General features: G+C 60.1%; 27 protein-coding genes. 10 read left to right on the forward strand and 17 right to left on the reverse strand.

Going from position 1 to position 25,460, the window contains the following annotated elements; all coding sequences use genetic code 11:
• The first annotated feature begins 49 nt into the window (after positions 1–49).
• Both V5E99_RS22345 and V5E99_RS22350 read left to right on the forward strand, forming a co-directional pair.
• A complete protein-coding gene (locus tag V5E99_RS22345) occupies positions 50–1,249 on the forward strand; it encodes a CaiB/BaiF CoA transferase family protein (RefSeq protein ID WP_499804421.1) in 1,200 nt (399 codons plus the stop codon).
• Positions 1,203–2,156: a TIGR02285 family protein gene (locus V5E99_RS22350; protein ID WP_499804422.1), complete on the forward strand. Its 954-nt coding sequence runs from the start codon at positions 1,203–1,205 to the stop codon at positions 2,154–2,156. The genes V5E99_RS22345 and V5E99_RS22350 overlap by 47 nt, the downstream gene beginning before the upstream one ends.
• Before the next feature lie 175 nt (positions 2,157–2,331).
• Here V5E99_RS22350 and V5E99_RS22355 read toward each other — a convergent pair whose 3' ends face one another.
• From V5E99_RS22355 to ffh, 12 genes are all read right to left on the reverse strand, one after another.
• A complete protein-coding gene (locus V5E99_RS22355; protein ID WP_499804423.1) occupies positions 2,332–2,613 on the reverse strand; it encodes a DUF3509 domain-containing protein in 282 nt (93 codons plus the stop codon).
• Between the two features lie 155 nt (positions 2,614–2,768).
• A complete protein-coding gene (locus V5E99_RS22360; RefSeq protein WP_499804424.1) occupies positions 2,769–3,176 on the reverse strand; it encodes a response regulator in 408 nt (135 codons plus the stop codon).
• Positions 3,177–3,287: 111 nt separating this feature from the next.
• Entirely contained in the window at positions 3,288–4,637 is a 1,350-nt protein-coding gene (locus tag V5E99_RS22365; RefSeq protein ID WP_499804425.1) for a transporter substrate-binding domain-containing protein, read from the reverse strand.
• Positions 4,638–4,787: 150 nt separating this feature from the next.
• Positions 4,788–6,197, reverse strand: coding sequence for a threonine synthase (gene thrC / locus V5E99_RS22370; RefSeq protein WP_499804426.1), 1,410 nt, complete (start codon positions 6,195–6,197; stop codon positions 4,788–4,790).
• A gap of 109 nt (positions 6,198–6,306) precedes the next feature.
• Positions 6,307–7,611 carry a homoserine dehydrogenase gene (locus V5E99_RS22375; RefSeq protein ID WP_499804427.1) on the reverse strand — a complete coding sequence of 435 codons (1,305 nt, stop codon included), beginning with the start codon at positions 7,609–7,611 and terminating at the stop codon, positions 6,307–6,309.
• Between the two features lie 134 nt (positions 7,612–7,745).
• Positions 7,746–8,477, reverse strand: a complete 732-nt coding sequence (locus V5E99_RS22380; protein WP_499804428.1) for a DsbC family protein — start codon at positions 8,475–8,477, stop codon at positions 7,746–7,748.
• 238 nt (positions 8,478–8,715) lie between these two features.
• The gene (xerD, locus tag V5E99_RS22385; RefSeq protein WP_499804429.1) at positions 8,716–9,612 is read right to left on the reverse strand and encodes a site-specific tyrosine recombinase XerD; all 897 of its coding nucleotides are present in this window, start codon (positions 9,610–9,612) and stop codon (positions 8,716–8,718) included.
• A 273-nt stretch (positions 9,613–9,885) separates the two neighbouring features.
• Positions 9,886–10,236: a 50S ribosomal protein L19 gene (gene rplS / locus V5E99_RS22390; RefSeq protein WP_003175895.1), complete on the reverse strand. Its 351-nt coding sequence runs from the start codon at positions 10,234–10,236 to the stop codon at positions 9,886–9,888.
• 45 nt (positions 10,237–10,281) lie between these two features.
• Positions 10,282–11,025 carry a tRNA (guanosine(37)-N1)-methyltransferase TrmD gene (trmD, locus tag V5E99_RS22395; protein ID WP_499804484.1) on the reverse strand — a complete coding sequence of 248 codons (744 nt, stop codon included), beginning with the start codon at positions 11,023–11,025 and terminating at the stop codon, positions 10,282–10,284.
• 11 nt (positions 11,026–11,036) lie between these two features.
• A complete protein-coding gene (gene rimM, locus V5E99_RS22400; RefSeq protein WP_499804430.1) occupies positions 11,037–11,573 on the reverse strand; it encodes a ribosome maturation factor RimM in 537 nt (178 codons plus the stop codon).
• Positions 11,574–11,578: 5 nt separating this feature from the next.
• Positions 11,579–11,830 (reverse strand): 30S ribosomal protein S16, encoded by a 252-nt coding sequence (gene rpsP / locus V5E99_RS22405; RefSeq protein WP_010463010.1) that lies wholly within the window; start codon positions 11,828–11,830, stop codon positions 11,579–11,581.
• A gap of 250 nt (positions 11,831–12,080) precedes the next feature.
• Positions 12,081–13,457, reverse strand: coding sequence for a signal recognition particle protein (gene ffh, locus V5E99_RS22410; RefSeq protein ID WP_499804431.1), 1,377 nt, complete (start codon positions 13,455–13,457; stop codon positions 12,081–12,083).
• Positions 13,458–13,676: 219 nt separating this feature from the next.
• Here ffh and V5E99_RS22415 point away from each other — a divergent pair, with 219 nt between their 5' ends.
• The 3 genes from V5E99_RS22415 (at position 13,677) to V5E99_RS22425 (ending at position 17,295) form a co-directional block, all read left to right on the forward strand.
• Positions 13,677–14,480, forward strand: coding sequence for a cytochrome C assembly family protein (locus tag V5E99_RS22415; RefSeq protein ID WP_499804432.1), 804 nt, complete (start codon positions 13,677–13,679; stop codon positions 14,478–14,480).
• A gap of 12 nt (positions 14,481–14,492) precedes the next feature.
• Positions 14,493–15,737: a transporter associated domain-containing protein gene (locus V5E99_RS22420; protein ID WP_499804433.1), complete on the forward strand. Its 1,245-nt coding sequence runs from the start codon at positions 14,493–14,495 to the stop codon at positions 15,735–15,737.
• Positions 15,738–15,978: 241 nt separating this feature from the next.
• Positions 15,979–17,295, forward strand: coding sequence for an MFS transporter (locus tag V5E99_RS22425; RefSeq protein ID WP_499804434.1), 1,317 nt, complete (start codon positions 15,979–15,981; stop codon positions 17,293–17,295).
• A 112-nt stretch (positions 17,296–17,407) separates the two neighbouring features.
• Here V5E99_RS22425 and purT read toward each other — a convergent pair whose 3' ends face one another.
• The 5 genes from purT to V5E99_RS22450 form a co-directional block, all read right to left on the reverse strand.
• Positions 17,408–18,589, reverse strand: coding sequence for a formate-dependent phosphoribosylglycinamide formyltransferase (gene purT, locus V5E99_RS22430; protein ID WP_499804435.1), 1,182 nt, complete (start codon positions 18,587–18,589; stop codon positions 17,408–17,410).
• Between the two features lie 92 nt (positions 18,590–18,681).
• Positions 18,682–19,149, reverse strand: coding sequence for a hypothetical protein (locus tag V5E99_RS22435; protein ID WP_499804436.1), 468 nt, complete (start codon positions 19,147–19,149; stop codon positions 18,682–18,684).
• Between the two features lie 156 nt (positions 19,150–19,305).
• Complete coding sequence (locus V5E99_RS22440; protein WP_499804437.1) at positions 19,306–19,521, reverse strand: DUF1289 domain-containing protein; 216 nt, start codon at positions 19,519–19,521, stop codon at positions 19,306–19,308.
• Positions 19,518–20,042, reverse strand: coding sequence for a gamma carbonic anhydrase family protein (locus tag V5E99_RS22445; protein ID WP_003221962.1), 525 nt, complete (start codon positions 20,040–20,042; stop codon positions 19,518–19,520). The genes V5E99_RS22440 and V5E99_RS22445 overlap by 4 nt, the downstream gene beginning before the upstream one ends.
• Before the next feature lie 49 nt (positions 20,043–20,091).
• Positions 20,092–20,691: a CoA pyrophosphatase gene (locus V5E99_RS22450; RefSeq protein ID WP_499804438.1), complete on the reverse strand. Its 600-nt coding sequence runs from the start codon at positions 20,689–20,691 to the stop codon at positions 20,092–20,094.
• A 304-nt stretch (positions 20,692–20,995) separates the two neighbouring features.
• Here V5E99_RS22450 and V5E99_RS22455 point away from each other — a divergent pair, with 304 nt between their 5' ends.
• The 5 genes from V5E99_RS22455 to V5E99_RS22475 all read left to right on the forward strand — a co-directional run bounded on the left by V5E99_RS22455 (position 20,996) and on the right by V5E99_RS22475 (position 25,302).
• Positions 20,996–21,547, forward strand: a complete 552-nt coding sequence (locus V5E99_RS22455; RefSeq protein WP_499804439.1) for an NUDIX hydrolase — start codon at positions 20,996–20,998, stop codon at positions 21,545–21,547.
• A gap of 52 nt (positions 21,548–21,599) precedes the next feature.
• Positions 21,600–22,103, forward strand: a complete 504-nt coding sequence (locus tag V5E99_RS22460) for a L,D-transpeptidase family protein (RefSeq protein ID WP_499804440.1) — start codon at positions 21,600–21,602, stop codon at positions 22,101–22,103.
• A 343-nt stretch (positions 22,104–22,446) separates the two neighbouring features.
• Entirely contained in the window at positions 22,447–23,178 is a 732-nt protein-coding gene (locus tag V5E99_RS22465) for a GntR family transcriptional regulator (protein ID WP_499804441.1), read from the forward strand.
• A 14-nt stretch (positions 23,179–23,192) separates the two neighbouring features.
• On the forward strand, positions 23,193–24,299 hold the full coding sequence (gene nagA / locus V5E99_RS22470) for an N-acetylglucosamine-6-phosphate deacetylase (RefSeq protein ID WP_499804442.1): 1,107 nt from the start codon (positions 23,193–23,195) through the stop codon (positions 24,297–24,299).
• The gene (locus tag V5E99_RS22475) at positions 24,292–25,302 is read left to right on the forward strand and encodes an SIS domain-containing protein (RefSeq protein ID WP_499804485.1); all 1,011 of its coding nucleotides are present in this window, start codon (positions 24,292–24,294) and stop codon (positions 25,300–25,302) included. The genes nagA and V5E99_RS22475 overlap by 8 nt, the downstream gene beginning before the upstream one ends.
• Positions 25,303–25,460: the final 158 nt, after the last annotated feature.

Below are 25,460 nucleotides of genomic sequence, written 5' to 3' on the forward strand. Positions count from 1 at the left end.
GCTATGTTAAAACGCACTACTTAAAAGACTTTGTCCTACAGGAACCTACATGCCACTCACCGGAAAACCGCTCTCAGGTCTGAAAGTCATCGAATTGGGTACGTTGATTGCCGGGCCGTTTGCCTCGCGCATTTGCGGTGAGTTTGGTGCCGAAGTGATCAAGATCGAATCCCCGGACGGCGGTGATCCGTTGCGCAAATGGCGCAAGCTGTATGAAGGCACTTCGCTGTGGTGGTTCGTCCAGGCGCGCAATAAAAAGTCCCTGACCCTGAACCTCAAGCACCCTGACGGCTTGGCGATTCTGAAAAAACTGCTCAGCGAAGCGGACATCCTGATCGAGAACTTCCGTCCTGGCGTGTTGGAAAAACTCGGCCTGGGCTGGGACGTCTTGCATGCGCTGAACCCGAAACTGGTGATGGTTCGGCTTTCGGGCTTCGGCCAGACCGGGCCGATGAAAGATCAGCCAGGGTTTGGCGCGGTCGGCGAATCCATGGGCGGCCTGCGCTACATCACCGGGTTCGAAGACCGACCGCCGGTACGCACCGGAATCTCCATCGGCGACTCGATTGCCGCGCTCTGGGGCGTGATCGGCGCGCTGATGGCATTGCGTCATCGCGAGGTCAACGGCGGCCTCGGCCAAGTGGTCGATGTGGCGCTGTATGAGGCGATTTTCGCCATGATGGAAAGCATGGTCCCGGAGTTCGACGTATTCGGTTTCATCCGCGAACGCACCGGCAACATCATGCCCGGCATCACACCCTCCTCCATCCACACCAGTGCTGACGGCAAACACGTGCAGATCGGCGCCAATGGCGATGCGATTTTCAAACGTTTCATGCTGATCATCGGCCGGGAAGACCTGGCCAACGACCCGGTGCTGGCCAGCAACGATGGCCGCGACAGTCGCCGTGACGAGATTTACGGGGTGATTGATCGTTGGGTCAATTCGCTGCCGCTCGACAGCGTGATTGCGCAATTGAATCAGGCCGAAGTCCCAGCCAGCCGGATTTTCAGCGCCGAAGACATGTTCAGCGATCCGCAGTACCTGGCCCGGGAAATGTTCCTGCACGCCAAGCTGCCGGACGGCAAGGACTTCAAGATGCCGGGGATCGTGCCGAAACTCTCTGAGACACCCGGCACGTCTGAATGGGTCGGACCGGAACTGGGTGAGCACAATGCGCAGGTACTCCACGATCTTGGCTATGACGAGAGGCAGATCGCACAACTGCGTGAAAACGGGGCCATCTAAGCTGAAGCGCCTGCGATCGACCTTCATCAATCGCGCCAGCGGCAGGCATGCACTGGCGCTTTTCGGGCTGCTGGTCGGCCTGATATCACCCGTGTCGGCACACCCGAAAGAGACGCTGGTCTGGCTGTTGCGCGACTTGCCGCCACTGACGATCTTCGAAGGCCCGGAAAAAGGCCAAGGGGTCGTCGATCAACTGATGCCGCTGTTGATCGCCGGTATGCCGCAATACGATCACACGCTGATGCGGGTCAACCGCGCCCGTGGCATGCAGATGCTTCGTGAGGAATCGTTCACCTGTGATCCGTCGCTGGTCTGGAGCAAGGCGCGGGAACAGTGGATCGTGTTTTCCATTCCGGTGTTCCGGGCGGTCAGCAATGGCCTGGTTGTCCGGCAGGAAGATCGACCGGAACTGGAGCCATTCCTGGTGAATGGCGAGGTCGATCTGGCGGCGCTGCTGGCCAGTGGCGAGAAGAAGGTCGGGACTGTTGCCGAGCGCAGTTACGGGCAGTTTGTCGACGTCTTGCTGCAACAAGCGCCCGCGAATGCGCTGACACTCCATTATGGCAACGACGCACTGGGCAGCCTGTTGCAGATGCAGCGCCTGGGGCGATTGCTCTCGGTCTTGGGCTACTGGCCGGAGATCCGTTACCTGGCCCAGCAAGAACATATTGCCGACAGCGAGTTGGCGTTTTATCCGGTCAAGGGCACCGACACCTACATTTCCACATACATCGGCTGCTCAAAGACCCCTCAGGGCCAGCAGGACATCAGCGAGATCAATCAACTGTTGCGCACCCTGCCCCACGAACGCTTGGCTCATGCCTATGCCGACTGGCTCGACCCGCAACGGCGCAACGACTATCTGGAACAAGCCAAGGCCTTTTTCGAGCATCCGACTGAGCAATGACAAATTCCGGACAAAAGAAACCCCGAGAAGTGGGGAGACGACTCGGGGTTAAACGTGGTCTACATAAAGACCAGTAGCAGCAAGCTACAAGCACCGGAGCACAATGCTTGATCCTGCTGTTACAACGTCTGACTGACCTTGGAGCAGGAAGGTTCCCACAAAAACCAATTCAATTTCAGCGGGCCAGGATCTTGTCCTGGGCCGCATTGCGCAAAGCCGCGATCACACAGGGCTCCAGGCGTCCTTCAGCGATCAGCACGTCGCGGTGCAAACCGTCGACGACATCCGTCAGTTGCCACTTGTCACTCAACTGCGCCTGATTGAATGCACGTTCAACCACAATGGCACCGGCCGCGCTCTTCAGGGTCACCAGGCATTCGCCATGGGCACCGGAAGGGGTCAACGTAACCTGATACGGGCTCAGAGCCTCACCGAGCAATAGACTGATACTTTCCATCTCGATCACCACTCAATAGTCCGAAAACAAAGTGCCTGGGAGGGCGTGTCTACAGTAAATGACCCCTGGCCCGAGAAGAAAGTTCTGGATACCGACCTGCGTCTCTGGTCGAAAGAGCATGCGCCGCAAAGATGACAGGGAAAAAACAGCTGACCTCAGGCCCTGGCTTGAAGTGTCGATTGCGCTTGATAGCTGTCCAGCAGCCCGCGCATCAACACCGCGGAAACGGGGCTGTGCAGGTGCCCCAGCAGCCTGACGTCACTGTCGGCCAGCAGGGCCGTCAAGTCTGACATGACACTCGACGCCACGCTCCCCAGCAGAATCAGCGCACGGGCCTCACGGTGCTGCGCCAGATGTCGCACCAGTGCCACCCCGTCGCCCCCCTGGAGTTGCGGATCGCAGAGCGCGATGTCGACCGCGCCCCTGTGTTCCAGGGAACATCGCGCCTGGGCCATCGACGACGCCGCCAGCACGTCATACACGCCAATGGCGTTGAGCATCTGGTGCAACGCCATCATCCGGAACGGGTTGTGTTCAAGTATCAGAATCTTGAGCGAGCGCATGGGCGACCCCTGAGACGACAATCGCGGACTCTCACCGCAGTTGCCAACCACTCTAGGGGAGCTTCCTTCAGCGTCCCATCAGAAAAGTAGTCGCACCCTATAGGACAATTCCTAAACTTGTGAGGAGCGCTGACAGGCACACGAACCTCGGCGCTGACCGATATCGGTCCACCCTCCCAGCAATCCGCGCAGTTGACCGTCGGCACTGTAAAACGGCACCGTCCACTGATAGACGTCCCGAACCCCGTTATTGAACTTCAACTGCCGCTGGCTGAACCGGGTCTTGCGCGTATCGAGTTGGGCCATGAACTCGGCGTGCAGCATTTCGGCGGAGTCCCCGGGCATGACGTCGACGTCGATCAGCCGCCGCCCCTGCACCTGGTCGAAGCGGATGGACAGGCTCTCCTCATAGCTCTTGTTGCACATGATCAACCGCCCCTCCAGATCGCGGACGAACATGGGATCGGGCATCGCATCGATCAATGCATGCTGGAACGCCAGCTGATCGCTGAGGTCTTTCTCGGCGTCCCGGCGCTGCTTGATCAGTGCCGCCAGCCGCCGGTTCCAGAGCAAGGACAGCAGGCTGAACAGGCTGACGATGAACATCCCCCAACACCCCCATTGGGCGAAGCGCTGCCAAACGGAAAGCGCTGGATTGGGGGCAATGCCATCGAGCCACTTCAGGCGGATGGCCCGTAACTCGGTCGGAGGGAAGGCTTCAAGTGCCTTGTTGAGAATGCTCAAGAGCTGCGGCTGTCCTTTTCGTACAGCCAGATGGTCGGCTTCCCACGAACCCTCCACGGTATGCCCTACTTTCAACTGCCCGAGCGGATAAAGCTGCGCACCGGTTTCGTTCTCGATGGTGGCATAGGCCTCGCCGCTTTCGACCAGCGCCCGGGCCTCGGCGTAGGTCTTGACCGAACGTACTTCGATGGCCGGATAGTCACGGCGAATGGTTTCCAGCAGTGCGTGCCGGGCGGGCAGCACCAAAACCCGTTTGGACAGCTGATCCAGGGACTGCAACAGCGGCGCCCCGGCGTGCCCGACCATGACCCAGGCAGAGCCGCCGAAGGCATGGCTGAAATCCAGAAACCGCTTGCGCTCGTCATTCACCGCCAGAGTGGTGCTCATGTCTGCGCCGCCGCTTTCCAGGCGCCCGAGTAACTGGTCGGTGGAAAACGATTCTTCATGGACGAAATGCAGCCCGGTCATCGCACTGATGCGGTTGAGCACATCATTGTTCAAACCATTCCAGTGCCCGTGCTCATCCTTGAACAGGTACAGCGGATACTGCGTCGAGGCGACGATGACCTTCGGGTTCTCGCGTATCCATTGGCGCTCCTGGGCACTGAGCTCAATGGCGTTGACGGTTACCGAGGACGTGGCCTCATAACCCACCAGTTGTGCAGCCCGTGCGGACGATGCGAGGCCCAGTGCACCCAACAAAAAAACCCAGCACATGGCTGGTTTCAACCCTCTAAAAAACAACATTGCCACTTCCTTCGCGATCAAATCGCCCGTCCTTCAGGGGCGAAAACGCGACAAGTGTGGCACGCAGAAACAAGAAAGCCCGTCAGGAGACGGGCTTCAAAATGTGACAGCGTTGCGGGCTTAAAGTGGCTTGCCGCGGTTGCCATGCTGGCTGACAAAGGCCTGCACGGCTTTCAGGTCGTTTGGCAAAACGGTGCAGCGCTCTTCTCGCTCAAACAAATCAGAAAGATGTGCAGGCAGTTCGAGCGCTTTTCCTACACCGGCTTTTTCCACCGCGTCCGGGAATTTGACCGGATGGGCGGTGCCCAGGATCACCATCGGGATGTCCAGGCTGCGACGGCATTCGCGAGCCGCTTTAACGCCGATTGCAGTGTGCGGGTCCAGCAACTCGCCAGTCTGCTCGAAAACCTCGGCAATGGTTTCGCAGGTTTGTGCGTCATCCACGGCCAGGGAATCGAACAGCTTGCGGGCTTCGGTCCAGCGCTCTTGCTCGACACTGAAACCGCCACCCTGCTTGAAGCTGTCCATCAAACCGGCAATCGCCGCGCCATTACGACCGTGCAGGTCGAACAGCAGGCGTTCGAAGTTCGACGAGACCATGATGTCCATGGACGGCGACAACGTGGCGTGCAGGGTTTCCTTGACGTACTGATTGCCGCTCATGAAGCGGTGCAGGATGTCGTTGCGGTTGGTGGCGACGATCAACTGGTTGATCGGCAGGCCCATGTTGCGCGCCAGGTAACCGGCGAAGATGTCGCCGAAGTTGCCGGTCGGCACCGAGAACGACACCGAACGCGCCGGGCCGCCCAGTTGCAGGGCTGCGTGGAAGTAGTAAACGATCTGGGCCATGATCCGCGCCCAGTTGATCGAGTTCACGGCCACCAGACGCGTGCCTTTGAGGAAGCTCTGGTCAGCGAAGCTGTTCTTGACCATTTCCTGGCAGTCATCGAAGTTGCCTTCGATGGCGATGTTGTGGATGTTCTCGCCATAGATCGTGGTCATCTGGCGGCGCTGCACTTCGGACACACGGTTGTGCGGGTGCAGGATGAAGATGTCGACGTTTTCGCAGTGCTTGCAGCCTTCGATGGCGGCCGAACCGGTATCACCGGAGGTGGCGCCAACAATCACCACGCGCTCGCCGCGTTTTTCCAGCACGTAGTCGAGCAGGCGACCGAGCAGTTGCAGGGCAAAGTCCTTGAACGCCAGGGTCGGGCCGTGGAACAGCTCCAACACCCATTCGTTGCCGTTCAATTGACGCAACGGCGCCACGGCGCTGTGCGAGAACACACCGTAGGTTTCTTCAAGGATCTTTTTGAAATCGGCGTCGGGGATGCTGCCGGCCACGAACGGGCGCATCACCCTGAAGGCCAGTTCGTGATACGGCAGGCCGGCCCAGGAAGCGATTTCTTCCTGGGTGAAACGTGGCAGGCATTCCGGCACATACAGGCCGCCGTCCGTGGCCAGACCGGCCAGCAGAACGTCTTCGAAATTCAGGGCCGGTGCCTGGCCGCGAGTACTGATATAGCGCATAGGGGCAAACCTTCGGTTTGAGCTGCAAGTTGCAAGCTATAAGCGGCAAGACAAAAGCAGATCAGCTTTTACTTGCCGCGTGAAGCTTGCCACTTGCCGCTGCTTCAATTTAGTTCAGGTGCTCGACGCGAATCCGCACCACCGGACCGACCACACCCGCCAGTGTTTCCAGGGCAGTGATGGCGTCGTTCATGTGCTGTTCCAGCACACGGTGGGTCAGCAGGATCATCGGCACCAGGCCGTCGTGTTCCTCGACTTCCTTCTGCATGATCGATTCGATGTTGATGCCGCGCTCCGACAGGATGCTCGCCACTTGGGCCAGTACACCTGGATGATCCTTGGCCTGAATCCGCAAGTAGTAAGCACTTTCGCACGCTTCGATCGGCAGGATCGGGTGCGCCGACAGCGAATCCGGCTGGAAGGCCAGATGCGGCACACGGTTTTCCGGGTCCGAGGTCATGGCGCGAACCACGTCCACCAGGTCGGCGATCACCGACGAAGCGGTCGGCTCCATGCCGGCGCCAGCGCCGTAGAACAGGGTCGAACCCGCCGCATCGCCGTTGACCATCACCGCGTTCATCACGCCGTTGACGTTGGCGATCAGGCGATCGGCCGGGATCAGCGTCGGGTGCACACGCAACTCGATACCGGCCGCGGTGCTGCGCGCCACGCCCAGGTGCTTGATGCGATAGCCCAGCGCTTCGGCGTAGTTCACGTCAGCAGTGGTCAGCTTGGTGATGCCTTCGGTGTAAGCCTTGTCGAATTGCAGCGGAATGCCGAACGCAATGGAGGCCAGGATCGTCAGCTTGTGGGCCGCGTCGATGCCTTCAACGTCGAACGTTGGATCGGCTTCGGCGTAACCCAGGGCTTGCGCCTCGGCGAGGACGTCTTCGAAGGTGCGACCCTTCTCACGCATCTCGGTGAGGATGAAGTTGCCGGTGCCGTTGATGATCCCGGCGACCCAGTTGATACGGTTGGCGGACAAGCCTTCACGAATCGCCTTGATCACCGGAATGCCACCGGCCACAGCCGCTTCGAACGCAACGATCACGCCCTTCTCGCGTGCCTTGGCGAAAATTTCATTACCGTGAACGGCAATCAGTGCCTTGTTCGCGGTGACCACATGCTTGCCATTCTCGATGGCCTTGAGTACCAGCTCGCGGGCAACGGTATAGCCGCCCATCAGCTCTATAACGATGTCGATCTCAGGGTTCGTGGCCACTTCGAAGACATCGTTGGTAATCGCAATACCGGTCGTCTGGAACTGAGGCTTTGGCGTGCGCATGGCAATTTGTGCCACTTCGATTCCACGCCCGGCACGACGAGCAATTTCCTCGGCGTTGCGCTGAAGTACGTTGAAGGTTCCGCCACCGACGGTCCCTAACCCACAGATGCCTACTTTGACCGGTTTCACTGTGAACTCCCCATAAAACGGCCGACTCAAGGCCGGCCGTGAAAACAGCCGCGTGCTCGCGGCTCTCTATTAATGGCCCGGCTCATGTTGCCGCCGGACCATGATCGTCAATGGCTGACCGTGACGATGCGAATTTACTTCGCGCCCAGCGCCAGTTTGGCGACTTGTGGCGCAGGCTGGTAGCCCGGAATGACCTGACCGTCAGCCAAAACGATGGCCGGCGTGCCGTTCACGCCGATCGACTGACCGAGGGCGAACTGCTTGGAAACCGGGTTATCGCACTTGGCGGCCTTGATTTCCTTGCCATCGACCATCTTGTCCATCGCCGCTTTCTTGTCTTTCGAGCACCAGACCGCTTGCAGTTGTTCGTCACCCGGCGAGCCCAGGCCCTGGCGCGGGAACGCCACGTAACGCACTTCGATGCCGCGCTTGTTCAGCTCCGGCACTTCGGCGTGCAGCTTGTGGCAGTACGGGCAGGTGGTGTCGGTGAACACGGTGATGTGCGACTTGGTTTCGCCAATCGCCGGGTAGACCACGGTTTCGGCAACCGGGATGTCGTTGATCAGTTTGGAAATGCCCAGGCGTTCGGTTTTCTCGGTCAGGTTGACCGGTTTACCGTCCTTGAGCTGGAACAGGTAGCCCTGAACCACGTACTGACCGTCGGCGCTAGCGTAGAGCACGCGGCTGCCTTTGAGTTTGACTTCGTACAGACCGGCCAGCGGGCTGGCGCTGATGGTTTCGATCGGGGTTTCAAGCTGGAGGCTTTCCAGGCTTTTACGAATGGCTTTGTCGGCCGCGTCATCAGCGACGGCAAAGGTACTGACCAACGCAATGGCGGCGGCGGCGAAAATCTGGGTCAGACGCATGAGAACTCCTGAAGGCGGACAAATGGAACGATCAGAACGCCCGTGCCGAAACACCGGGTCATAACCGCCCATCGTGCAAACCCGCAAAGCCTACCACATAAGGCTCCGGTGGCCGAATGCGGGAGATGCAGACATCCATGATCCTTTGTGTAGGAGCTGCCGAAGGCTGCGATCTTTTGATGTTGATTTTAAAGATCAAAAGATCGCAGCCTTCGGCAACTCCTGCAAAGTGCTGTATTCAGCCTCTGGGATGGTGTTTGGCGTGCAGGTCTTGCAAACGGGCGCGGGCAACATGAGTGTAGATCTGGGTGGTGGACAGGTCGCTGTGGCCGAGCAGCATTTGCACCACGCGCAAGTCGGCGCCGTGGTTGAGCAGGTGCGTGGCGAAGGCGTGGCGCAGGGTGTGGGGCGACAGCGACTTGGCGATCCCGGCGACTTTGGCCTGGTGCTTGATCCGATGCCAGAAGGTCTGGCGGGTCATTTGTTCGCCGCGCTGGCTCGGGAACATCACATCGCTGGGCCGCCCGCCGAGCAGTTCGCCACGGCCATCGCGCAGGTAGCGCTCGACCCACACAATCGCCTCCTCGCCCATTGGCACCAGCCGTTCCTTACTGCCCTTGCCCATCACCCGCAGCACGCCCTGGCGCAGGTTGACCTGTTCCAGGGTCAGGCTGATCAGCTCGGTCACCCGCAAGCCGCAAGCGTAAAGCACTTCAAGCATGGCCCGGTCGCGCTGGCCGATGGCTTCGCTCAGGTCCGGGGCTTTTAGCAGAGCTTCCACGTCCGCTTCCGACAAGGATTTGGGCAATGGCCTACCGAGTTGCGGCATGTCGACACGCAATGTCGGATCGACGGCGATCAGCTTTTCCCGCAGCAGATAGCGATAAAAGCCACGCACGCCGGAGAGAAATCTGGCGGTGGAACGGGGTTTGTAGTTTTGCTCCAGGCGCCAGGCCAGGTGATCGAGGATCAGCTCACGACCGGCGTTGATCAGCTCCAGGTTTTTTTCCTGCAGCCAGCCGTGGAATAGCGCCAGATCACTGCGATAGGCATCGCGGGTGTTGTCGGAAAGGCCTTTCTCCAGCCACAGGGCGTCGAGGAATTGGTCTATCAGGGGGTGGTCAATGGCGGGCATAGAGGCTCAGGTTGCGGGGAAACTGGCAGCAAGTCTTTCATAGCCTGCTCAGGCTTTATAGAGCCTGATGTAGACGCGGTGCTTGAAAGATCGATCGCGGGCAAGCCTCGCGCCTACAGGATTGATCGGTTTTCGATTCTGTAGGAGCGAGGCTTGCCCGCGAACATCGCAACTCGGTGCCGGACCAGAAATGCACTCCCGGCAGCCCCCCATAAATCGCAGGCAACAAAAAAGCAGCCCGTAGGCTGCTTTTTTCTGCATCGGAAGCTGGACTTAAGCCAGTTTTTCCTTGATGCGAGCTGCTTTACCGGACAGGTCACGCAGGTAGTACAGCTTGGCTTTACGTACGTCACCGCGACGTTTAACGGCCATGCTGTCGATTTGCGGGCTGTAGGTCTGGAAAGTACGCTCTACGCCAACACCGTTGGAGATTTTACGAACGGTGAAAGCACTGTTTACGCCGCGGTTACGCTTGGCGATAACAACACCTTCGAACGCTTGCAGACGCGAACGGTCGCCTTCCTTCACTTTCACCTGAACGACAATGGTGTCGCCCGGGGCAAAGGTAGGGATCTCTTTGGTCATCTGCTCTGCTTCGAGTGCAAGGATGATTTTGTTAGTCATGCTGTGCTCCTAAGGTAAATCGTCGGATCTACCATCGATACGTTGTTAACTATCGTCCCGCTCGCGGATGTATTCCTCGAGCAGCTTCTTCTCTTCTCCAGAAAGCGAGCGGCTTTCCAGAAGATCGGCGCGTCGTTCAAAGGTCCTACCAAGGGACTGCTGTAAACGCCAACGCCGGATATGCGCGTGATTGCCACTTAGCAACACGTCGGGAACACGCTGATCCGCATACACCTCAGGTCGGGTGTAGTGCGGGCAATCCAGCAAACCATCCGTAAAGGAATCTTCCTCGGCGGAGTCCGCATGCCCTAAAGCTCCAGGCAGCAGTCGTGTAACCGCATCGATCAGGACCATCGCCGGCAGCTCGCCGCCAGACAGTACATAGTCGCCAATCGACCACTCTTCATCGACATGAGCTTCAATAAAACGCTCGTCAATGCCTTCATAGCGGCCGGCAATCAGGATCAATGCATCCAGATTCGCCAACTCGCGCACCGCCGACTGAGTCAGTTGGCGGCCTTGGGGGGACAGGTAAATTACCTTCGCCGCCTCCCCGGCTGCTGCTTTGGCCTGAACCAGAGCATCTTCCAGGGGCTTGATCTTCATCACCATGCCCGGGCCACCGCCAAATGGGCGATCGTCCACAGTGTGATGTCGATCCGTCGTGTAGTCTCGCGGATTCCAACAGGTGAGCTGCAACAGCCCCTGTTTCACCGCACGACTGGTGATGCCGTACTCGCTGATGGCGGAGAACATCTCGGGAAACAAACTGATCACTTCTACGCGCAAGTTAGCCACGCTTAGAAGTCCGCATCCCATTCCACCTTCATCTCGCCTGCGGCAAGGTCGACTGCCAACACGCATTGCTCGGTATAGGGCAACAGGCGTTCGCGATCATCCAGGCTGCCAGCGCAAGGCTTGACCACCATTACATCATTGGCGCCGGTTTCCAGAAGATGATCGATCTTCCCGAGCAATTGCCCGAGTTGGTCAATAACCTTCAGACCTTCGAGCTGGTACCAGTAGTACTCGCCGTCGGTCAATTCAGGGAACAGGTTGCGCGGCACGCAGATCTCATAACCGGCCAGAAGACGAGCTTCTTCACGGTCATCAAGATCCTTGAGCTTTGCGACCAGGAACTTGTCGTTCCCTCGTCCGCTGACCAGCTCAACCTGTTTAACGCTGCCTTCGCGCTTGAGCGTCCAGGTTTTGTATTGCAACAGGTTTTCAGTCGGATCAGTAAAGGAGTAAACCTTCACTTCGCCGCGAACGCCGTGAACAGAATAAATCTTGCCGATAACGATCAAATCATCAGCAATGGCAGGCGTCGCGTTCATATTGCTCAGGCCGCAGCCTTAGATGCATCCTTCAACAACTGAGCAACACGCTCAGAAGGTTGTGCACCAACGCTCAGCCAGTAGGCTACGCGCTCTTGGTTCACGGACAGACGAACTTCTTGACCACGAGCAACAGGGTTGAAGAAACCAACCTGTTCCTTGTGCGAACCGTCGCGCGGGTTGCGGCTGTCGGTTACGGTCAAGTGGTAAAACGGGCGCTTTTTGGAGCCGCCAAGGGCAAGACGGATTGTTAGCATGTGAACATCGTTCCTGTAGTCGGTGCTGCAAATCTAAAGGCACAGCGGGCATAGGTGCCCGAAAGGCCGCATATTCTAAGGAATATCCGGACTTTTGCAAATGTCTTTTTCCGACGGCCTTTCGGTCGTCATCCAGATTTGCTATAGAGCCGTCGTTGAAAACGGCCAGTCAGCTCCCGCCAAGTGCGGGTTTGCTGGAGATCCCACTTCCCTGTGGGGTTGCGTCAACATCGCTGCCGACGCGAATTCTTTACATTTTCGGCATGCCGCCGCCGGGCAACATACCGCCCATGCCGCGCATCATTTTGGCCATTCCGCCTTTTGCGGAGAATTTCTTCATCATCTTCTGCATCTGTTTGTGTTGCTTGATCAAGCGACCGATGTCCTGCACCTGGGTGCCGGAACCCATGGCGATCCGGCGTTTGCGCGAACCGCTGATCAGCTCAGGGTCGCGGCGCTCGGCCGGGGTCATGGAATTGATGATGGCTTCCATCTGCTTGAATTGCTTCTCTGCCGCGCCCTGGGCATTGCCCATTTGCGCCAGGTTCACGCCGCCGATGTTCGGCAGTTTGTCCATGAGGCCGCCGAGGCCGCCCATGTTTTTCATCTGTTGCAACTGATCGCGGAAGTCTTCGAGGTCGAAGCCCTTGCCCTTCTTCAGCTTCTTGGCCAGTTTGTCGGCCTTGTCCTTGTCGAGGGTCGCTTCGGCCTGTTCGATCAGGCTGAGCACGTCGCCCATGCCGAGGATGCGCGAAGCAATACGCTCAGGGTGGAACGGTTCGAGCGCTTCGCTCTTCTCGCCCATACCGATGAACTTGATCGGCTTGCCGGTGATGGCGCGGACCGACAGCGCGGCACCGCCACGGGCATCGCCGTCGACCTTGGTCAGGATCACACCGGTCAGCGGCAGCGCATCACCGAAGGCCTTGGCCGTATTGGCGGCGTCCTGGCCGGTCATGGCGTCGACCACGAACAGGGTTTCGACCGGATTGATCGCGGCATGCAGCGCCTTGATCTCGCCCATCATCTCTTCGTCGATGTGCAGACGACCGGCGGTGTCGACGATGACCACGTCGATGAATTTCAGTTTTGCTTCTTTAATAGCCGCTTGCGCGATCTCGACCGGCTTCTGGCTCAGGTCGGACGGGAAGAAGGTAACACCGACTTCAGCCGCGAGCATTTCCAGCTGTTTGATTGCCGCCGGACGGTAAACGTCGGCCGACACAACCATCACCGACTTCTTCTTGCGCTCTTTAAGGAAGCGCGCGAGTTTGCCGGCGGTGGTGGTTTTACCCGCGCCCTGCAAACCGGCCATCAATACGACGGCGGGCGGAACGGCGCTCAGGTTCAGGTCTTCGTTGGCCGCGCCCATCAGGCTTTCGAGTTCGGCCTGGACGATCTTCACGAAGGCCTGGCCCGGCGTCAGGCTGCGCGACACCTCGGTGCCGACGGCGCGTTCCTTGACCGAATTGACGAAGTCCTTGACCACCGGCAGGGCGACGTCGGCTTCAAGCAACGCCATGCGCACTTCGCGCAGGGTGTCTTTGATGTTGTCCTCGGTCAGCTTGGCCTTGCCGGTGACATGGCGCAGCGTCTGCGAGAGACGGTCGGTTAAGTTTTCAAACATTGCGCGATCCTTTCAGGCCCTGTGTAGACCGGGATAATGGCGGCCCAGACCGGAATAAACATGTGCTCGGCGAGCCTGCGGCGTGGGCAGGTCGCGGATTATAGCGAAGACTGCGGCCGGCGGACACCTCGCTGTCAGGTTCTATGGTCTTTCGTGCCATGTGGGTTCTATGCCAAACTCAGCGCCTTTCGGGCTTGCCTAACAGGATTTATGCTCCCCTTGTCACCGAGTTTGATTACTACCCTCGCCGCCGCCTGCTTTTATGCCGCTGCGACCCTCTATCAGGGCACTCGTCTGGCCACTGGTGCCAAGGCGAACAAGCGCCTGCTGGTCACGCTCGGCGTGCTCGCCGTGCTGGCTCACAGCGCCAGCCTGTTCACGCATCTGCTGACGCCGATTGGCCTGGGCCTGGATTTCTTCAGTGCCGCCAGCCTGATTGCCGCCGCGGTCATCGCGCTGACGTTGCTGGCCTGCTCGCGGATTCCGGTGGAGAACCTGCTGGTCTTGCTGTTCCCGCTAGGGGCCGCCACCGTACTACTGGCGCAGTTCGCCCCCGCCGGGACGGTGCAGATCATTGATGAAGAGCCGGGCATCCTCGCCCACATCCTCTTGTCGATCCTCGCCTACGGCATGTTCACCATCGCGGTGTTCCAGGCCTTGCTGCTGCTGGTGCAAGACCACCAGCTCAAAAACAAGCACCCGTCCGGGCTGATCAAAAACTTCCCCCCGCTGCAAACCATGGAAAGCCTGTTGTTCGGCTTTCTCTGGGCCGGCTGGACGCTGCTGTCGCTGTCGCTGATCTCGGGCTGGCTGTTCGTCGAGAACCTGTTCGCCCAGCACCTGGTGCACAAAACCCTGCTGGCCTGCCTGGCCTGGATCGTCTTCAGCGTATTGCTGTGGGGTCGTACCCGCCTCGGCTGGCGCGGGCACAAGGCGATCCGCTGGACCCTCGCCGGTTTCTGCCTGCTGATGCTGGCCTATTTCGGCAGCAAGCTGGTTCGTGAATACATTCTGCACATCTGACGGGCGGCAATAATGGACGACTTGCCCATAGGGCCGATGCTCGCAGTGATGGCCCTGCTGATTTTATGGTCGGGGCTGTTTACCGCCATCGAAGTCGCGCACCAGCACCTGCTGGCCCAACGCACCGCCACCCGCGCCAGCGACAAGCCGGTGGCGAAGCTGAGCTTTGCGCTCAACAGCCTGATTTTCTGCAACACCCTGTGTCGGGCGCTGGTGATGGTCATCGGCACGCTGCTGGCGATGTTCACCTGGGCGCAAAACGGTCCATGGGCCGCCTGCATTGGCGCCGGCGTAATGTTGCTGGTGTTCGCCGATTACCTGCCGCGCACCCTCGCCGTGCGCTACCCGGACGCGATCCTGAACCTGGGCAACACCCTGCTCGGCGCACCGCTGAAAATCATCTACCCCGCCGCCTGGCTGCTCAATGGCTTCAGCCAATTGCTGCTGCGGCCATTTGCCCGCAAGGTCAACGTGGTGCAACAGAGCGAAGACGAAGCGCCGGCAGACCGTCACGACGATCACGAACACGCCGCCAGCCGCCCCCATGCACTGGCGGGCATCCACGCACTGGACAACATCACGGTCAATGACATTCTGGTCCCGCGCAGCGACGTTGACGGAATCAACCTCGACGACAGCCTCGAAGAAATCATCGAGCAATTGCGCAAAAACCGCCGCACGCGCCTGCCGGTGTTTCATAGCGACATCAATCAGGTCGAAGCGGTGCTCAATACCCGGCAAATCCGCCATTTACTGCCGGACGCCAGCCTGACCATCGAAGCCTTGCTGGCCGCCAGCCACGAACCCTACTTCGTCCCGGAAAGCACCCCGCTGCAGTTGCAATTGCTCAACTTCCACAAGCAACAGCGGCGCCTGGGCATGGTGGTAGACGAGTACGGCGAAGTGCTCGGCATCGTCACGCTGGAAGACATTCTTGAAGAGATCGTTGGCGAATTCGAAAGCGAGCACAGCCTCGACAACCCGCACATTCATCCGCAGGCCGACGGCCGACTGGTGATCGAAGGTGCGGCGTCGATTCGCGAGCTGAACAAGAGCCTGGGCTGGCACCTGCCCAGCGACGGGCCGAAAACCCTGAACGGCCTGGTGACCGAGGCGCTGGAGACCATTCCGGACAGCGCGGTGTGCCTGAAGATCGGGCGTTATCGGTTGGAGATTCTTGAGACCGAAGACAACCGGGTGACTCGCGTGATGGTGTGGCATACCAGTTCGGTGCCGGCGGTTGTGCCCGTCCGTTAGATTGTTAAAAGATCGCAGCCTTCGGCAGCTCCTACATTTGAAACGCATTCCCCTGTAGGAGCTGCCGAAGGCTGCGATCTTTTTGCCCCTTGTTCGATCGTTAGCCACCTTCCTATAATCGAGCCGCTTACCCAAGCCTCGCCCCACCCCGTGCTACCCGCACACCGCTGCAAACCCACATCCCTGGGTGTTCGACCATAATAATTCGCTCCACTGGAGCATGACTGTCAGGGATCACCGCATGACCACCCGCACCGCTTACAGCGACACCGCGCCTGCCCAACCGACGAACTCCGCCACCCGCGTGGCCACCGCGAGTTTTATCGGCACCGCTATCGAGTTCTACGACTTCTACGTCTACGCCACCGCTGCCGCGCTGGTGATCGGGCCGGTGTTCTTTCCGCAGACCTCCGGCACTGCTCAGATGCTCTCGGCGTTTCTCACGTTTGGCATTGCCTTCCTGGCGCGGCCATTGGGTTCGGCGCTGTTCGGCCACTTTGGTGACCGTATCGGGCGCAAATCGACCCTGGTTGCGTCGTTGCTGCTAATGGGTGTCTGCACCACGCTGATCGGCGTGCTGCCAGGTTACGACAGCATCGGGGCCTGGGCGCCGATCCTGCTGTGCGTGTTGCGCTTCGGCCAGGGCCTGGGGTTGGGCGGAGAATGGGGCGGCGCGGCGCTGCTGGCGACGGAGAATGCGCCCAAGGGCAAACGCGCCTGGTTCGGCATGTTCCCGCAGCTTGGCCCTTCGATCGGTTTCCTCGCCGCCAATGGCTTGTTCCTGACGCTGGCGATGACGTTGAACGATGAACAGTTCCGCGCCTGGGGGTGGCGGATTCCGTTTCTGCTGAGCGCCGTGCTGGTGATGGTTGGCCTGTACGTGCGCCTCAAACTCCATGAAACCCCGGTGTTTGCCAATGCCATGGCGCGCCAGGAGCGAGTGAAGATTCCACTGGTCGAGCTGTTCAGCCAGTACTGGGCACCGATGTTGTTGGGGGCCGGCTCGATGGTGGTCTGCTACGCGCTGTTCTACATCTCGACGGTGTTTTCCCTGAGTTATGGCGTCTCGACCCTGGGCTACACCCGTGAAACCTTCCTCGCGCTGCTGTGCTTTGCCGTGCTGTTCATGGCCGCCGCGACACCGTTGTCAGCTTGGGCCAGTGACCGTTACGGGCGCAAACCGGTGCTGATCATCGGCGGCGTGCTGGCGATTCTGTCCGGGTTCTTGATGGAACCGCTGCTGACCCACGGCACGACTTGGGGTGTGGCGCTGTTCCTGTGCATTGAGTTGTTTCTGATGGGCGTGACGTTTGCGCCGATGGGCGCGTTGTTGCCGGAACTGTTTCCGACCCACGTTCGCTACACCGGGGCGTCGGCAGCCTACAACCTGGGCGGCATTGTCGGGGCCTCGGCGGCGCCGTTCTTTGCGCAGAAACTGGTGGCGATGGGTGGTTTGAGTTATGTCGGCGGGTATGTGTCGGGGGCGGCGGTGCTGAGCTTGATTGCGGTGCTGTGCCTGAAAGAAACGCGTCACAACGATTTGAATCGTGTGGCCTGACAGACCGCCATCGCGGGCAAGCCTTGCTCCTACAGGTCTTCGTCGCGCCACGATGATGTGAACGACGCAAAACCTGTAGGAGCGAGGCTTGCCCGCGAAGGCATCGCCTCGGTTACAGCTCTACAACGACAGCCTGAGAAGCACGGGTCGCTTTAGCACGAGCAGCCTCGATCGACTCATCCCGCGCCAACGCCACGCCCATGCGGCGCTGGCCGTTAACCTCAGGCTTGCCGAACAAACGCAACGCCGTGTCCGGCTCGCTCAACGCAGCACCCAAATTGGCGAAAGCCGTCTGGGTCGACTGCCCTTCCACCAGAATCACCGCCGACGCAGACGGCCCGAACTGACGAATCAATGGAATCGGCAAGCCCAGAATCGCCCGTGCGTGTAACGCGAACTGCGACAGGTCCTGGGAAATCAGGGTCACCAGACCAGTGTCATGCGGGCGCGGCGAGACTTCGCTGAACCACACCTGATCACCCTTGATGAACAACTCGACGCCAAACAGACCACGGCCACCCAAGGCTTCGGTCACGGCTTTAGCGACGCGTTCGGACTCGGCCAGGGCAATCGGGCTCATGGCTTGTGGCTGCCAGGATTCCTGATAGTCGCCCTTCTCCTGACGGTGACCGACCGGCGCGCAGAACGTAGTGCCGCCAACATGGCGCACGGTCAGCAGGGTGATTTCGTAGTCGAAATCGATGAAGCCTTCGACGATCACCCGACCTTTACCGGCACGCCCGCCTTCCTGGGCGTAATCCCACGCGGTTTTCACGTCGGCGGCGCTGCGCAGCAGGCTCTGGCCTTTGCCCGACGAACTCATCACCGGTTTGACCACGCACGGGAAACCCAAGTCTTCGACGGCTTTGCTGTAGTCCTCGAAGGTGTCGGCGAAGTGGTACGGCGAGGTCGGCAAGTCCAGCTCTTCAGCGGCCAGGCGACGGATGCCTTCGCGGTTCATGGTCAGCAACGTGGCGCGGGCGGTCGGGATCACGGTGAAGCCTTCGGCTTCCAGTTCAACCAGGGTCGCGGTGGCGATGGCTTCGATTTCCGGCACGATGAAGTGCGGCTTCTCGGCTTCGATCACGGCACGCAGGGCCGCGCCGTCGAGCATGTTGATCACATGGCTGCGGTGGGCGACTTGCATGGCCGGCGCGTTGGCGTAGCGGTCCACGGCAATCACTTCAACGCCCAGGCGTTGCAGCTCGATCACCACTTCCTTGCCCAACTCGCCACAGCCACACAGCAATACGCGGGTCGCGGTTGGCGACAATGGAGTTCCGATACGGGTCATCTCAGGTCCTCAAAGAAGCGGATCATCGAGGGTCGCAACGCTGAGCGCGCGTCCCAAAGCGCGGCATTTTACATGAACTGCGGGGTTTGGCTTCAGCCGGCGACGGCCTGTTTGCGCAAGCGCCAGACCATGATCAGCCAAACGGCGGTCACCCCGGCGAACTTCGAGGCCATGGCGGTGAGAATCACCCCTGGCGTGAAAGCGTCGATCAGGCCAAAGAAGATGAACGTATCGAGGGGAATACTCAGGGCCGAACTTATCCACAGGCGATCGTGCAGCGGACGCTTGGTGATGCTGAACACCAGCCAGTCGATGCACTCGGACACCGCGAACGCCGTGGCGCTGGCCAGGGCGATGGACGGATCGGACGTGACGTAGGACAGCACCAGCGCCGCCAGCATCGCGGCGATGGCGCCGTGGCCGAAGCGGGTTTGCACCATGTCGCGCAGGATAAACACCAGGCCGCCCCATGCCGACCAGATGATGTCCAGGTGCGGGGCGGTGGAGAAGGCGAAGTTGATCAGCACGACGCTGCTGATGTAAGCGATCAGAAAGAACATGGGGCGTGGGAATACCTGTCAATTTGGCGCACAGAGTACCGTAGGAGCTGACGAGTGCAACGAGGCTGCAATCTTTTGATCCCGTTCTTCAAAAAACACCATCAAAAGATCGCAGCCTCGTTGCACTCGACAGCTCCTAGCAGCTCCTACCGGCGCCTACAAGTCGGGGGTTTTGCCGATCATCCAGAGCAGGCCGCTGGACTTGGCCCGCTCATGACACAACCCCAACACCTTGCGCCGCTCGGCGTTGTCCATCCGGCTCCAGCGGGTGATTTCTTCCACCGTGCGCTGGCACCCGGTGCAAATATCGTCGTCATCCAGTGCGCAAATGCTCACGCACGGCGAGGGCACAGGGCGTTCGGGGGCGTTCATTCTTCCTGCTCGACCAGATCGCGGGCATAGCGCTGAGAGTTGTGCACATAGTGCGCGGCGCTGGCTTCGAGCATTTTCTTCTGCGGCTCGGTGAGTTCGCGCACGACTTTGCCCGGCGAGCCCATGACCAGCGAACCGTCAGGGATTTCCTTGCCTTCGCCGATCAGCGAGTTGGCGCCGATGATGCAGTTCTTGCCGATTTTCGCGCCGTTGAGGATCACCGCGTTGATACCGATCAGGCTGTAGTCGCCGACGGTGCAACCGTGAAGCATGGCGTTATGGCCGATGGTCACGCCGGTGCCGATGGTCAGCGGGTAGCCCATGTCGGTGTGCATCACGGTACCGTCCTGGACGTTGCTGTTCTTGCCGATCAGGATCAGTTCGTTGTCGCCGCGCAGCACAGCGTTGAACCAGACGTTGGCGCCCTCTTCCAGTTTGACCTTGCCCACCAGCACGGCATTGGGGGCGACCCAGCTCTGTGGATGGGTGTCGACGCGGGCGTCGCCCAGGCGATATTTCATCTTGTTGTCCTCGAGGATCAGGCTGGTTCAGGCCATTCGAACGATGGCTTCAGGTGTGGATAAAACTTTTGGGCGGACGGTGCAGGCTGATGTCGGCGTCGTAAAGCAGGTTGATCAGCTCGACGATCATGATCGCGGTCAAACCCCAGATTTTGTATTCGCCATAACGATAGCTCGGCACGTACCAACTGCGGCCCTGGTAATCGATGCGGTGGGTGTGTTCGCGCGGGTCCTTGCGGAAGAACTCCAGGGGCACGCTGAACACCGCGGCGATCTCGGCATCGTTGGCCAGGTATTCGACGTAATCGGGAATCACGCCGACGTAAGGCGTGACCTTGATGCCGTGCAGAGAGATCAGCGGGCTGAGCGGACCGATCACTTCCACCAGACCGGGCGGCAGGCCGATTTCTTCTTCGGCTTCGCGCAGGGCAGTGAAGATCAGGTCGGGGTCTTCAGGATCGCGGCGCCCGCCCGGGAAGGCGACTTCGCCGCCATGGGTCGAGAGCCCGCTGGCGCGCAGGGTCAGAACCAGTTCCGGTTCATCACTGCGGGTGATCGGCACCAGTACAGCGGCCTCGGGGAAACGCTTGTCAGTTTCCAGGGTGCGTGGCGTGTGGTTGCTTACCCGGTGAAGTAGCTCGTCCAGCATGAGTCTTCTCGATCTGTTGGCCGTAGGGTCTGTTGACGTTTGCTGACGACCGCGTTGCGCGCCAACGCGCGCGCGGCTGCGTTGCGGGATTTGCCAAGGAAACAGACATTAGCTGCATCCCGCGCCTTGCCTCGCACGCGTTGGCACTGCAACGCGGTTCGCCAGCAAACGTCAACAGACCCTATGCATCATGCACCAATCACACCGACCGCCCAACCCCCGAACCACCCCATGTCGCGAAACGACAACTTGCCGACAGACACTGCCGCACGCCAAGATAGGCGCAGCATTCAGGAACCCAAGCATGAAATTTTGCAGTCAGTGCGGCAACCCGGTCACCCAGCGCATTCCCGAAGGCGATTCGCGCCTGCGATTTGTCTGTGATAGCTGTCAGACCATTCACTATCAGAACCCCAATATCGTCGCTGGTTGCGTCGCGACCTGGGGCTCGAAAGTGCTGCTGTGTCGGCGCGCCATCGAGCCGCGACTCGGCTACTGGACCCTGCCCGCCGGCTTCATGGAAAACGGCGAGACCGTCGAGCAGGCCGCCGTGCGCGAGACCGCCGAGGAAGCCTGCGCCCGGGTGCGCAACCTGAACATCTATACGCTGATCGATGTGCCGCACATCAGTCAGGTGCATGTGTTCTTCCGCGCCGAGCTGGTGGACCTGGACTTTTCTGCCGGCCCCGAGAGCCTGGAAGTCATGTTGTTCGAAGAAGCCGACATCCCTTGGTCCGAGCTGGCTTTCCGCACCGTGGGCCGTACCTTAGAATGCTTCTTCGCTGACCGCCGGACGGAGGTCTACCCGGTGCGCTCCGAGTCGATTCCACCACTGACTCAGCCAGCCATCACCTAAGCTCTTACTTGTACTTATAAATAGTCGCGACACCTCTAGGGATATCGTTTCAATGCGCTGGTTGCTTGCCCTGTTTTGCCTGTCGTTCGTGCTCGTGTCCCAGGCTTCCACCGTGGTCACCCTGGATGGCAAACCCATCGATAAAGTGCTGGTGCTCAAATCCGCCCATCAACTGCAATTGATCGCCGACGGCAAGCCGTTGCGCACTTACCGCATCTCCCTGGGCAAACAGCCCAAGGGCGCGAAGCTGATGGAAGGCGACAAACGCACGCCCGAGGGCTTCTATTGGGTGGATTGGCGCAAGGTCAGTGACCGCTACAACCTGGCGATGCACATTTCCTACCCCAACCGCGACGATTCCGAGCGCTCCCGTCGCGAAGGCGTGCAGCCCGGCGGCATGATCATGATCCACGGCACCCCCGACACGTATGACTACCCGGAAAACCTGTTCCATACCCTGGACTGGACCGACGGCTGCATCGCCATGCGCAACATGGACATGCGCGAAGTCTGGGGTTTGGTGCCGGATGGCACGATGATCGAAATTCGGCCGTAGCGCTCCCTCGCCACAAAAGCCTGGATTCGCCTCTGATTTCGTCTTATGCCCCCTACCTTCTGTCGCCCTCCGAAAAAATAAATCAAAAGATCGCAGCCTTCGGCAGCTCCTACAGGGTTGATACCACTCTCACCTGTAGGAGCTGCCGAAGGCTGCGATCTTTGCTTCTGCGATTCCCTCCCGTAATACCACTTAAAGCCAACCCTCACTCAACCCGGCCAGTAGGCCCGGCTTCCCTGTGCCTTGAGCAAAGTGGTCTCATTGACATGGTATTTAAGTGGTATTAGCTTCCGTCCCACAAGCGGGCGACAAAAATCCAACATCCGCATCGGAAACAACCTACATGAATGACATCCAGGCCCTACGTCCTGACGACTCTCAGCCGACGCCGCTGTACCTGCAACTGGCGCGCAATCTGGAAGCGGCGATCCACGCCGGTCAATGGAAAGCCGAGCAGGCCATGCCGTCGGAGCGCAGCCTCAGCGAATCCCTGGGCATCTCTCGCGTCACCGCGCGCAAGGCGTTGGAAGTGTTGTTTGATCAAGGTCTGATCCGCCGCAATCAAGGCTCCGGCACCTTCATCACGCCACGCCTGGAACAACCGCTGTCGCGCCTGTCCGGCTTCAGCGAAATGCTGCGCTTGAAAGGCTTCGTTCCTGGCTCGCAATGGCTGGAACGGGAAATCACCCCGCCGACCCACGAAGAACTGATCCGCCTAGGCCTTTCGCCCAACGACAAGGTCGCGCGGCTCAAGCGCTTGCGCAAAGCCGACGACACGGTGATGGCCATCGAGATGAGCACCCTGCCCGCCTCGATCATTCCCAAACCGCAAGCGGTGGGTGATTCCCTCTACGAATTCCTCGACGGCATCGGCAAACCGATCGTCCGTGCCTTGCAGCACATCCAGGCGATCAACGCCTCGGACGAATTCGCCGCACTGGTGGGCATCGCACCCGGCACCGCCATGTTGCTGATGACCCGGGTCGGTTACCTGGAAGACAACACGCCCATCGAAGTCACCGACACCTACTGCCGCAACGACTACTACGACTTTGTCGCAGAGCTGCGTCGCTAAGACGAGAACCGATCATGTCCGAAGACAACATCCTTACCGCCCACGGCTGGGTTCGCGGCCGGCTGATTCACGAACACGGCAAAGTCGTGTCCATCGAAGGCGTGCCCTGCGATCCGGCCGACAATGACTTGCCTTATTTGCTGCCAGGTTTCATCGACCTGCACGTTCACGGCGGCGGCGGCAAAGACATCATGGAAGGCGCGACAGCCTTCGAAACCATCACCCAAACCCACGTGCGTTTTGGCACGACCTCGCTGCTGGCCACCACCATGACCGCGCCGAGCGCAGAGATTTCCAGCGTGCTCAAAGCCGTCGGCGAGTTCTGCGAGCAGCGGCCCAAAGGCAGCGCCCGAGTGCTCGGCGTGCACCTCGAAGGCCCGTACATCAACCCCGGAAAACTCGGCGCCCAACCGAATTTCGCCCACACCGCGTTGATGGCTGAAGTCGAGGAATACCTGGCCCTGGCGCCGATCCGCGTGATCACCATTGCCCCGGAAATCGCCGGCCACGACGGTTTGATCCGCGCCCTCAGCGCTCGCGGCGTGCGCATGCAAATCGGCCACACCCTCGGCAGTTACGAGGAAGGCGTCGCGGCGCTGGAAGCGGGCGCCAGCAGTTTCACCCACCTCTATAACGCCATGAGCCCGCTGCATCACCGCGAGCCGGGCATCGTCGGCGCGGCCCTCGCTCACGCGAAATACGCCGAACTGATTCCGGACTTGCTGCACGTACACCCCGGCGCCATGCGCGTGGCCCTGCGCTCGATCCCGTGCCTGTATTGCGTCACCGATTCCACCGCTGCGGCGGGGATGCCCGACGGTGAATACAAGCTCGGCAGCCACACCGTGACCAAATGCCTGGGCGGTGTGCGGCTGGCCGACGGCACCTTGGCGGGCAGCACCCTGACCATGGATCAGGCCCTGCGCAACCTGGTGAAGATCGGCTTGCCCATCGCCGAAGCCTCGCAACGCCTGTCGCAATTCCCCGCCGACTACCTCGGCCTCAACGAACGCGGACGCCTGCAACCCGGCGCCTGGGCCGACTGCGTGCGGCTGGATCGCTCACTCACACTGACCGCCGTCATGGTCGAAGGAGAAGACATTGACTTCAAAAATGCTTGAAGAGGCGCTGTCCTCGTTCGAGGCCGTGCAAGCCCAATTGCAGCAACTCGACCCGCAGATGATCGAGATCGCCGGGCGCCTGCGCCGTCAGCCGCCGCAAGTGGCGATGACCGTCGCCCGTGGCAGCTCCGACCATGCGGCGAGTTACTTCGCTTACCTGACCATGCAGCAACTGGGCATTCCGGTGGCGTCGTTGCCGATGTCGGTGGTGACCATGCAACAAGCGCCATTGAAAGTCAGCGGTCAGGTGGCGTTCGGCTTCTCGCAATCGGGACAAAGCCCGGACCTGGTGAACAGCCTGCGGCTGTTGCGCAAACGCGGCGCCCTGAGCATTTCCATGGTCAACGCCGCCGACTCGCCACTGGAAGCAGCCTGTGAATTCAGCCTCCCGTTGTTGGCCGGCACTGAAAGCAGTGTCGCCGCAACCAAGAGCTTCATCGCCACCCTCAGCGCCAGCGCCCGGTTGATCGCCCACTGGAAAGAAGACGTGGAATTACTGGAGGCCGGCAACGCCCTGCCGGAAGGTCTGCGCGACGCGGCGAAACAGGATTGGAGCCTGGCCATCGAGGCCCTGCGCGATTGCCAACGCCTGATGGTGATCGGCCGTGGCGCCGGTTTCGCCATCGCCCAGGAAGCGGCGTTGAAATTCAAGGAAACCTCGGCGATCCAGGCCGAAGCGTTCAGCAGTGCCGAAGTCCGTCACGGCCCGATGGCGTTGATCGGCGAGCACTACCCGCTGCTGGTGTTCGCCCCACGCGGTGCCGAGCAGGCCGGTTTGCTGAGCCTGGCCGCCGACATGCGCCAACGGGGCGCTCGGGTATTGCTCGCGGCGCCGGATGACGTCAGCGAACGCGACCTGACCCTGATCCGCGCCGAACACCCGGCCCTCGATCCGATCCTGGCGATCCAGAGTTTCTACGTGATGGCCGCCGGGCTGGCCGTCGCCCGTGGCATGGACCCGGACCAGCCACGGCACTTGAGCAAAGTAACGCGCACCCACTGATGACGACTGAATACCCCCGGTAGGAGCTGCCGAGTGAAACGAGGCTGCGATCTTTTGATCTTGAAAATCAAAATCAAAATCAAGATCAAGATCAAGATCAAAAGATCGCAGCCTTCGGCAGCTCCTACGGGGGTGAGTGATCCAGACCGAATTGTTTA

The sequence above is a fragment of the Janthinobacterium sp. LPB2021202312-11-4 genome (assembly GCF_037049705.1).
In the GTDB taxonomy this organism is placed as follows: domain Bacteria; phylum Pseudomonadota; class Gammaproteobacteria; order Pseudomonadales; family Pseudomonadaceae; genus Aquipseudomonas.

What these genes read in the sequence shown, in the direction of transcription:
- ffh (WP_499804431.1), bottom strand. Translation starts at nt 13,457, where the DNA reads ATGTTTGAAAACTTAACCGACCGTCTCTCGCAGACGCTGCGCCATGTC.
- purT (WP_499804435.1), bottom strand. Translation starts at nt 18,589, where the DNA reads ATGACCCGTATCGGAACTCCATTGTCGCCAACCGCGACCCGCGTATTG.
- V5E99_RS22365 (WP_499804425.1), bottom strand. Translation starts at nt 4,637, where the DNA reads ATGTGCTGGGTTTTTTTGTTGGGTGCACTGGGCCTCGCATCGTCCGCA.
- V5E99_RS22360 (WP_499804424.1), bottom strand. Translation starts at nt 3,176, where the DNA reads ATGCGCTCGCTCAAGATTCTGATACTTGAACACAACCCGTTCCGGATG.
- V5E99_RS22380 (WP_499804428.1), bottom strand. Translation starts at nt 8,477, where the DNA reads ATGCGTCTGACCCAGATTTTCGCCGCCGCCGCCATTGCGTTGGTCAGT.
- V5E99_RS22450 (WP_499804438.1), bottom strand. Translation starts at nt 20,691, where the DNA reads ATGCTGGACGAGCTACTTCACCGGGTAAGCAACCACACGCCACGCACC.
- V5E99_RS22465 (WP_499804441.1), top strand. Translation starts at nt 22,447, where the DNA reads ATGAATGACATCCAGGCCCTACGTCCTGACGACTCTCAGCCGACGCCG.
- V5E99_RS22420 (WP_499804433.1), top strand. Translation starts at nt 14,493, where the DNA reads ATGGACGACTTGCCCATAGGGCCGATGCTCGCAGTGATGGCCCTGCTG.
- xerD (WP_499804429.1), bottom strand. Translation starts at nt 9,612, where the DNA reads ATGCCCGCCATTGACCACCCCCTGATAGACCAATTCCTCGACGCCCTG.
- V5E99_RS22355 (WP_499804423.1), bottom strand. Translation starts at nt 2,613, where the DNA reads ATGGAAAGTATCAGTCTATTGCTCGGTGAGGCTCTGAGCCCGTATCAG.
- V5E99_RS22445 (WP_003221962.1), bottom strand. Translation starts at nt 20,042, where the DNA reads ATGAAATATCGCCTGGGCGACGCCCGCGTCGACACCCATCCACAGAGC.
- V5E99_RS22350 (WP_499804422.1), top strand. Translation starts at nt 1,203, where the DNA reads ATGACGAGAGGCAGATCGCACAACTGCGTGAAAACGGGGCCATCTAAG.
- V5E99_RS22425 (WP_499804434.1), top strand. Translation starts at nt 15,979, where the DNA reads ATGACCACCCGCACCGCTTACAGCGACACCGCGCCTGCCCAACCGACG.
- V5E99_RS22455 (WP_499804439.1), top strand. Translation starts at nt 20,996, where the DNA reads ATGAAATTTTGCAGTCAGTGCGGCAACCCGGTCACCCAGCGCATTCCC.
- thrC (WP_499804426.1), bottom strand. Translation starts at nt 6,197, where the DNA reads ATGCGCTATATCAGTACTCGCGGCCAGGCACCGGCCCTGAATTTCGAA.
- V5E99_RS22435 (WP_499804436.1), bottom strand. Translation starts at nt 19,149, where the DNA reads ATGTTCTTTCTGATCGCTTACATCAGCAGCGTCGTGCTGATCAACTTC.
- V5E99_RS22475 (WP_499804485.1), top strand. Translation starts at nt 24,292, where the DNA reads ATGCTTGAAGAGGCGCTGTCCTCGTTCGAGGCCGTGCAAGCCCAATTG.
- rimM (WP_499804430.1), bottom strand. Translation starts at nt 11,573, where the DNA reads ATGAACGCGACGCCTGCCATTGCTGATGATTTGATCGTTATCGGCAAG.
- rplS (WP_003175895.1), bottom strand. Translation starts at nt 10,236, where the DNA reads ATGACTAACAAAATCATCCTTGCACTCGAAGCAGAGCAGATGACCAAA.
- V5E99_RS22460 (WP_499804440.1), top strand. Translation starts at nt 21,600, where the DNA reads ATGCGCTGGTTGCTTGCCCTGTTTTGCCTGTCGTTCGTGCTCGTGTCC.
- rpsP (WP_010463010.1), bottom strand. Translation starts at nt 11,830, where the DNA reads ATGCTAACAATCCGTCTTGCCCTTGGCGGCTCCAAAAAGCGCCCGTTT.
- nagA (WP_499804442.1), top strand. Translation starts at nt 23,193, where the DNA reads ATGTCCGAAGACAACATCCTTACCGCCCACGGCTGGGTTCGCGGCCGG.
- V5E99_RS22440 (WP_499804437.1), bottom strand. Translation starts at nt 19,521, where the DNA reads ATGAACGCCCCCGAACGCCCTGTGCCCTCGCCGTGCGTGAGCATTTGC.
- V5E99_RS22345 (WP_499804421.1), top strand. Translation starts at nt 50, where the DNA reads ATGCCACTCACCGGAAAACCGCTCTCAGGTCTGAAAGTCATCGAATTG.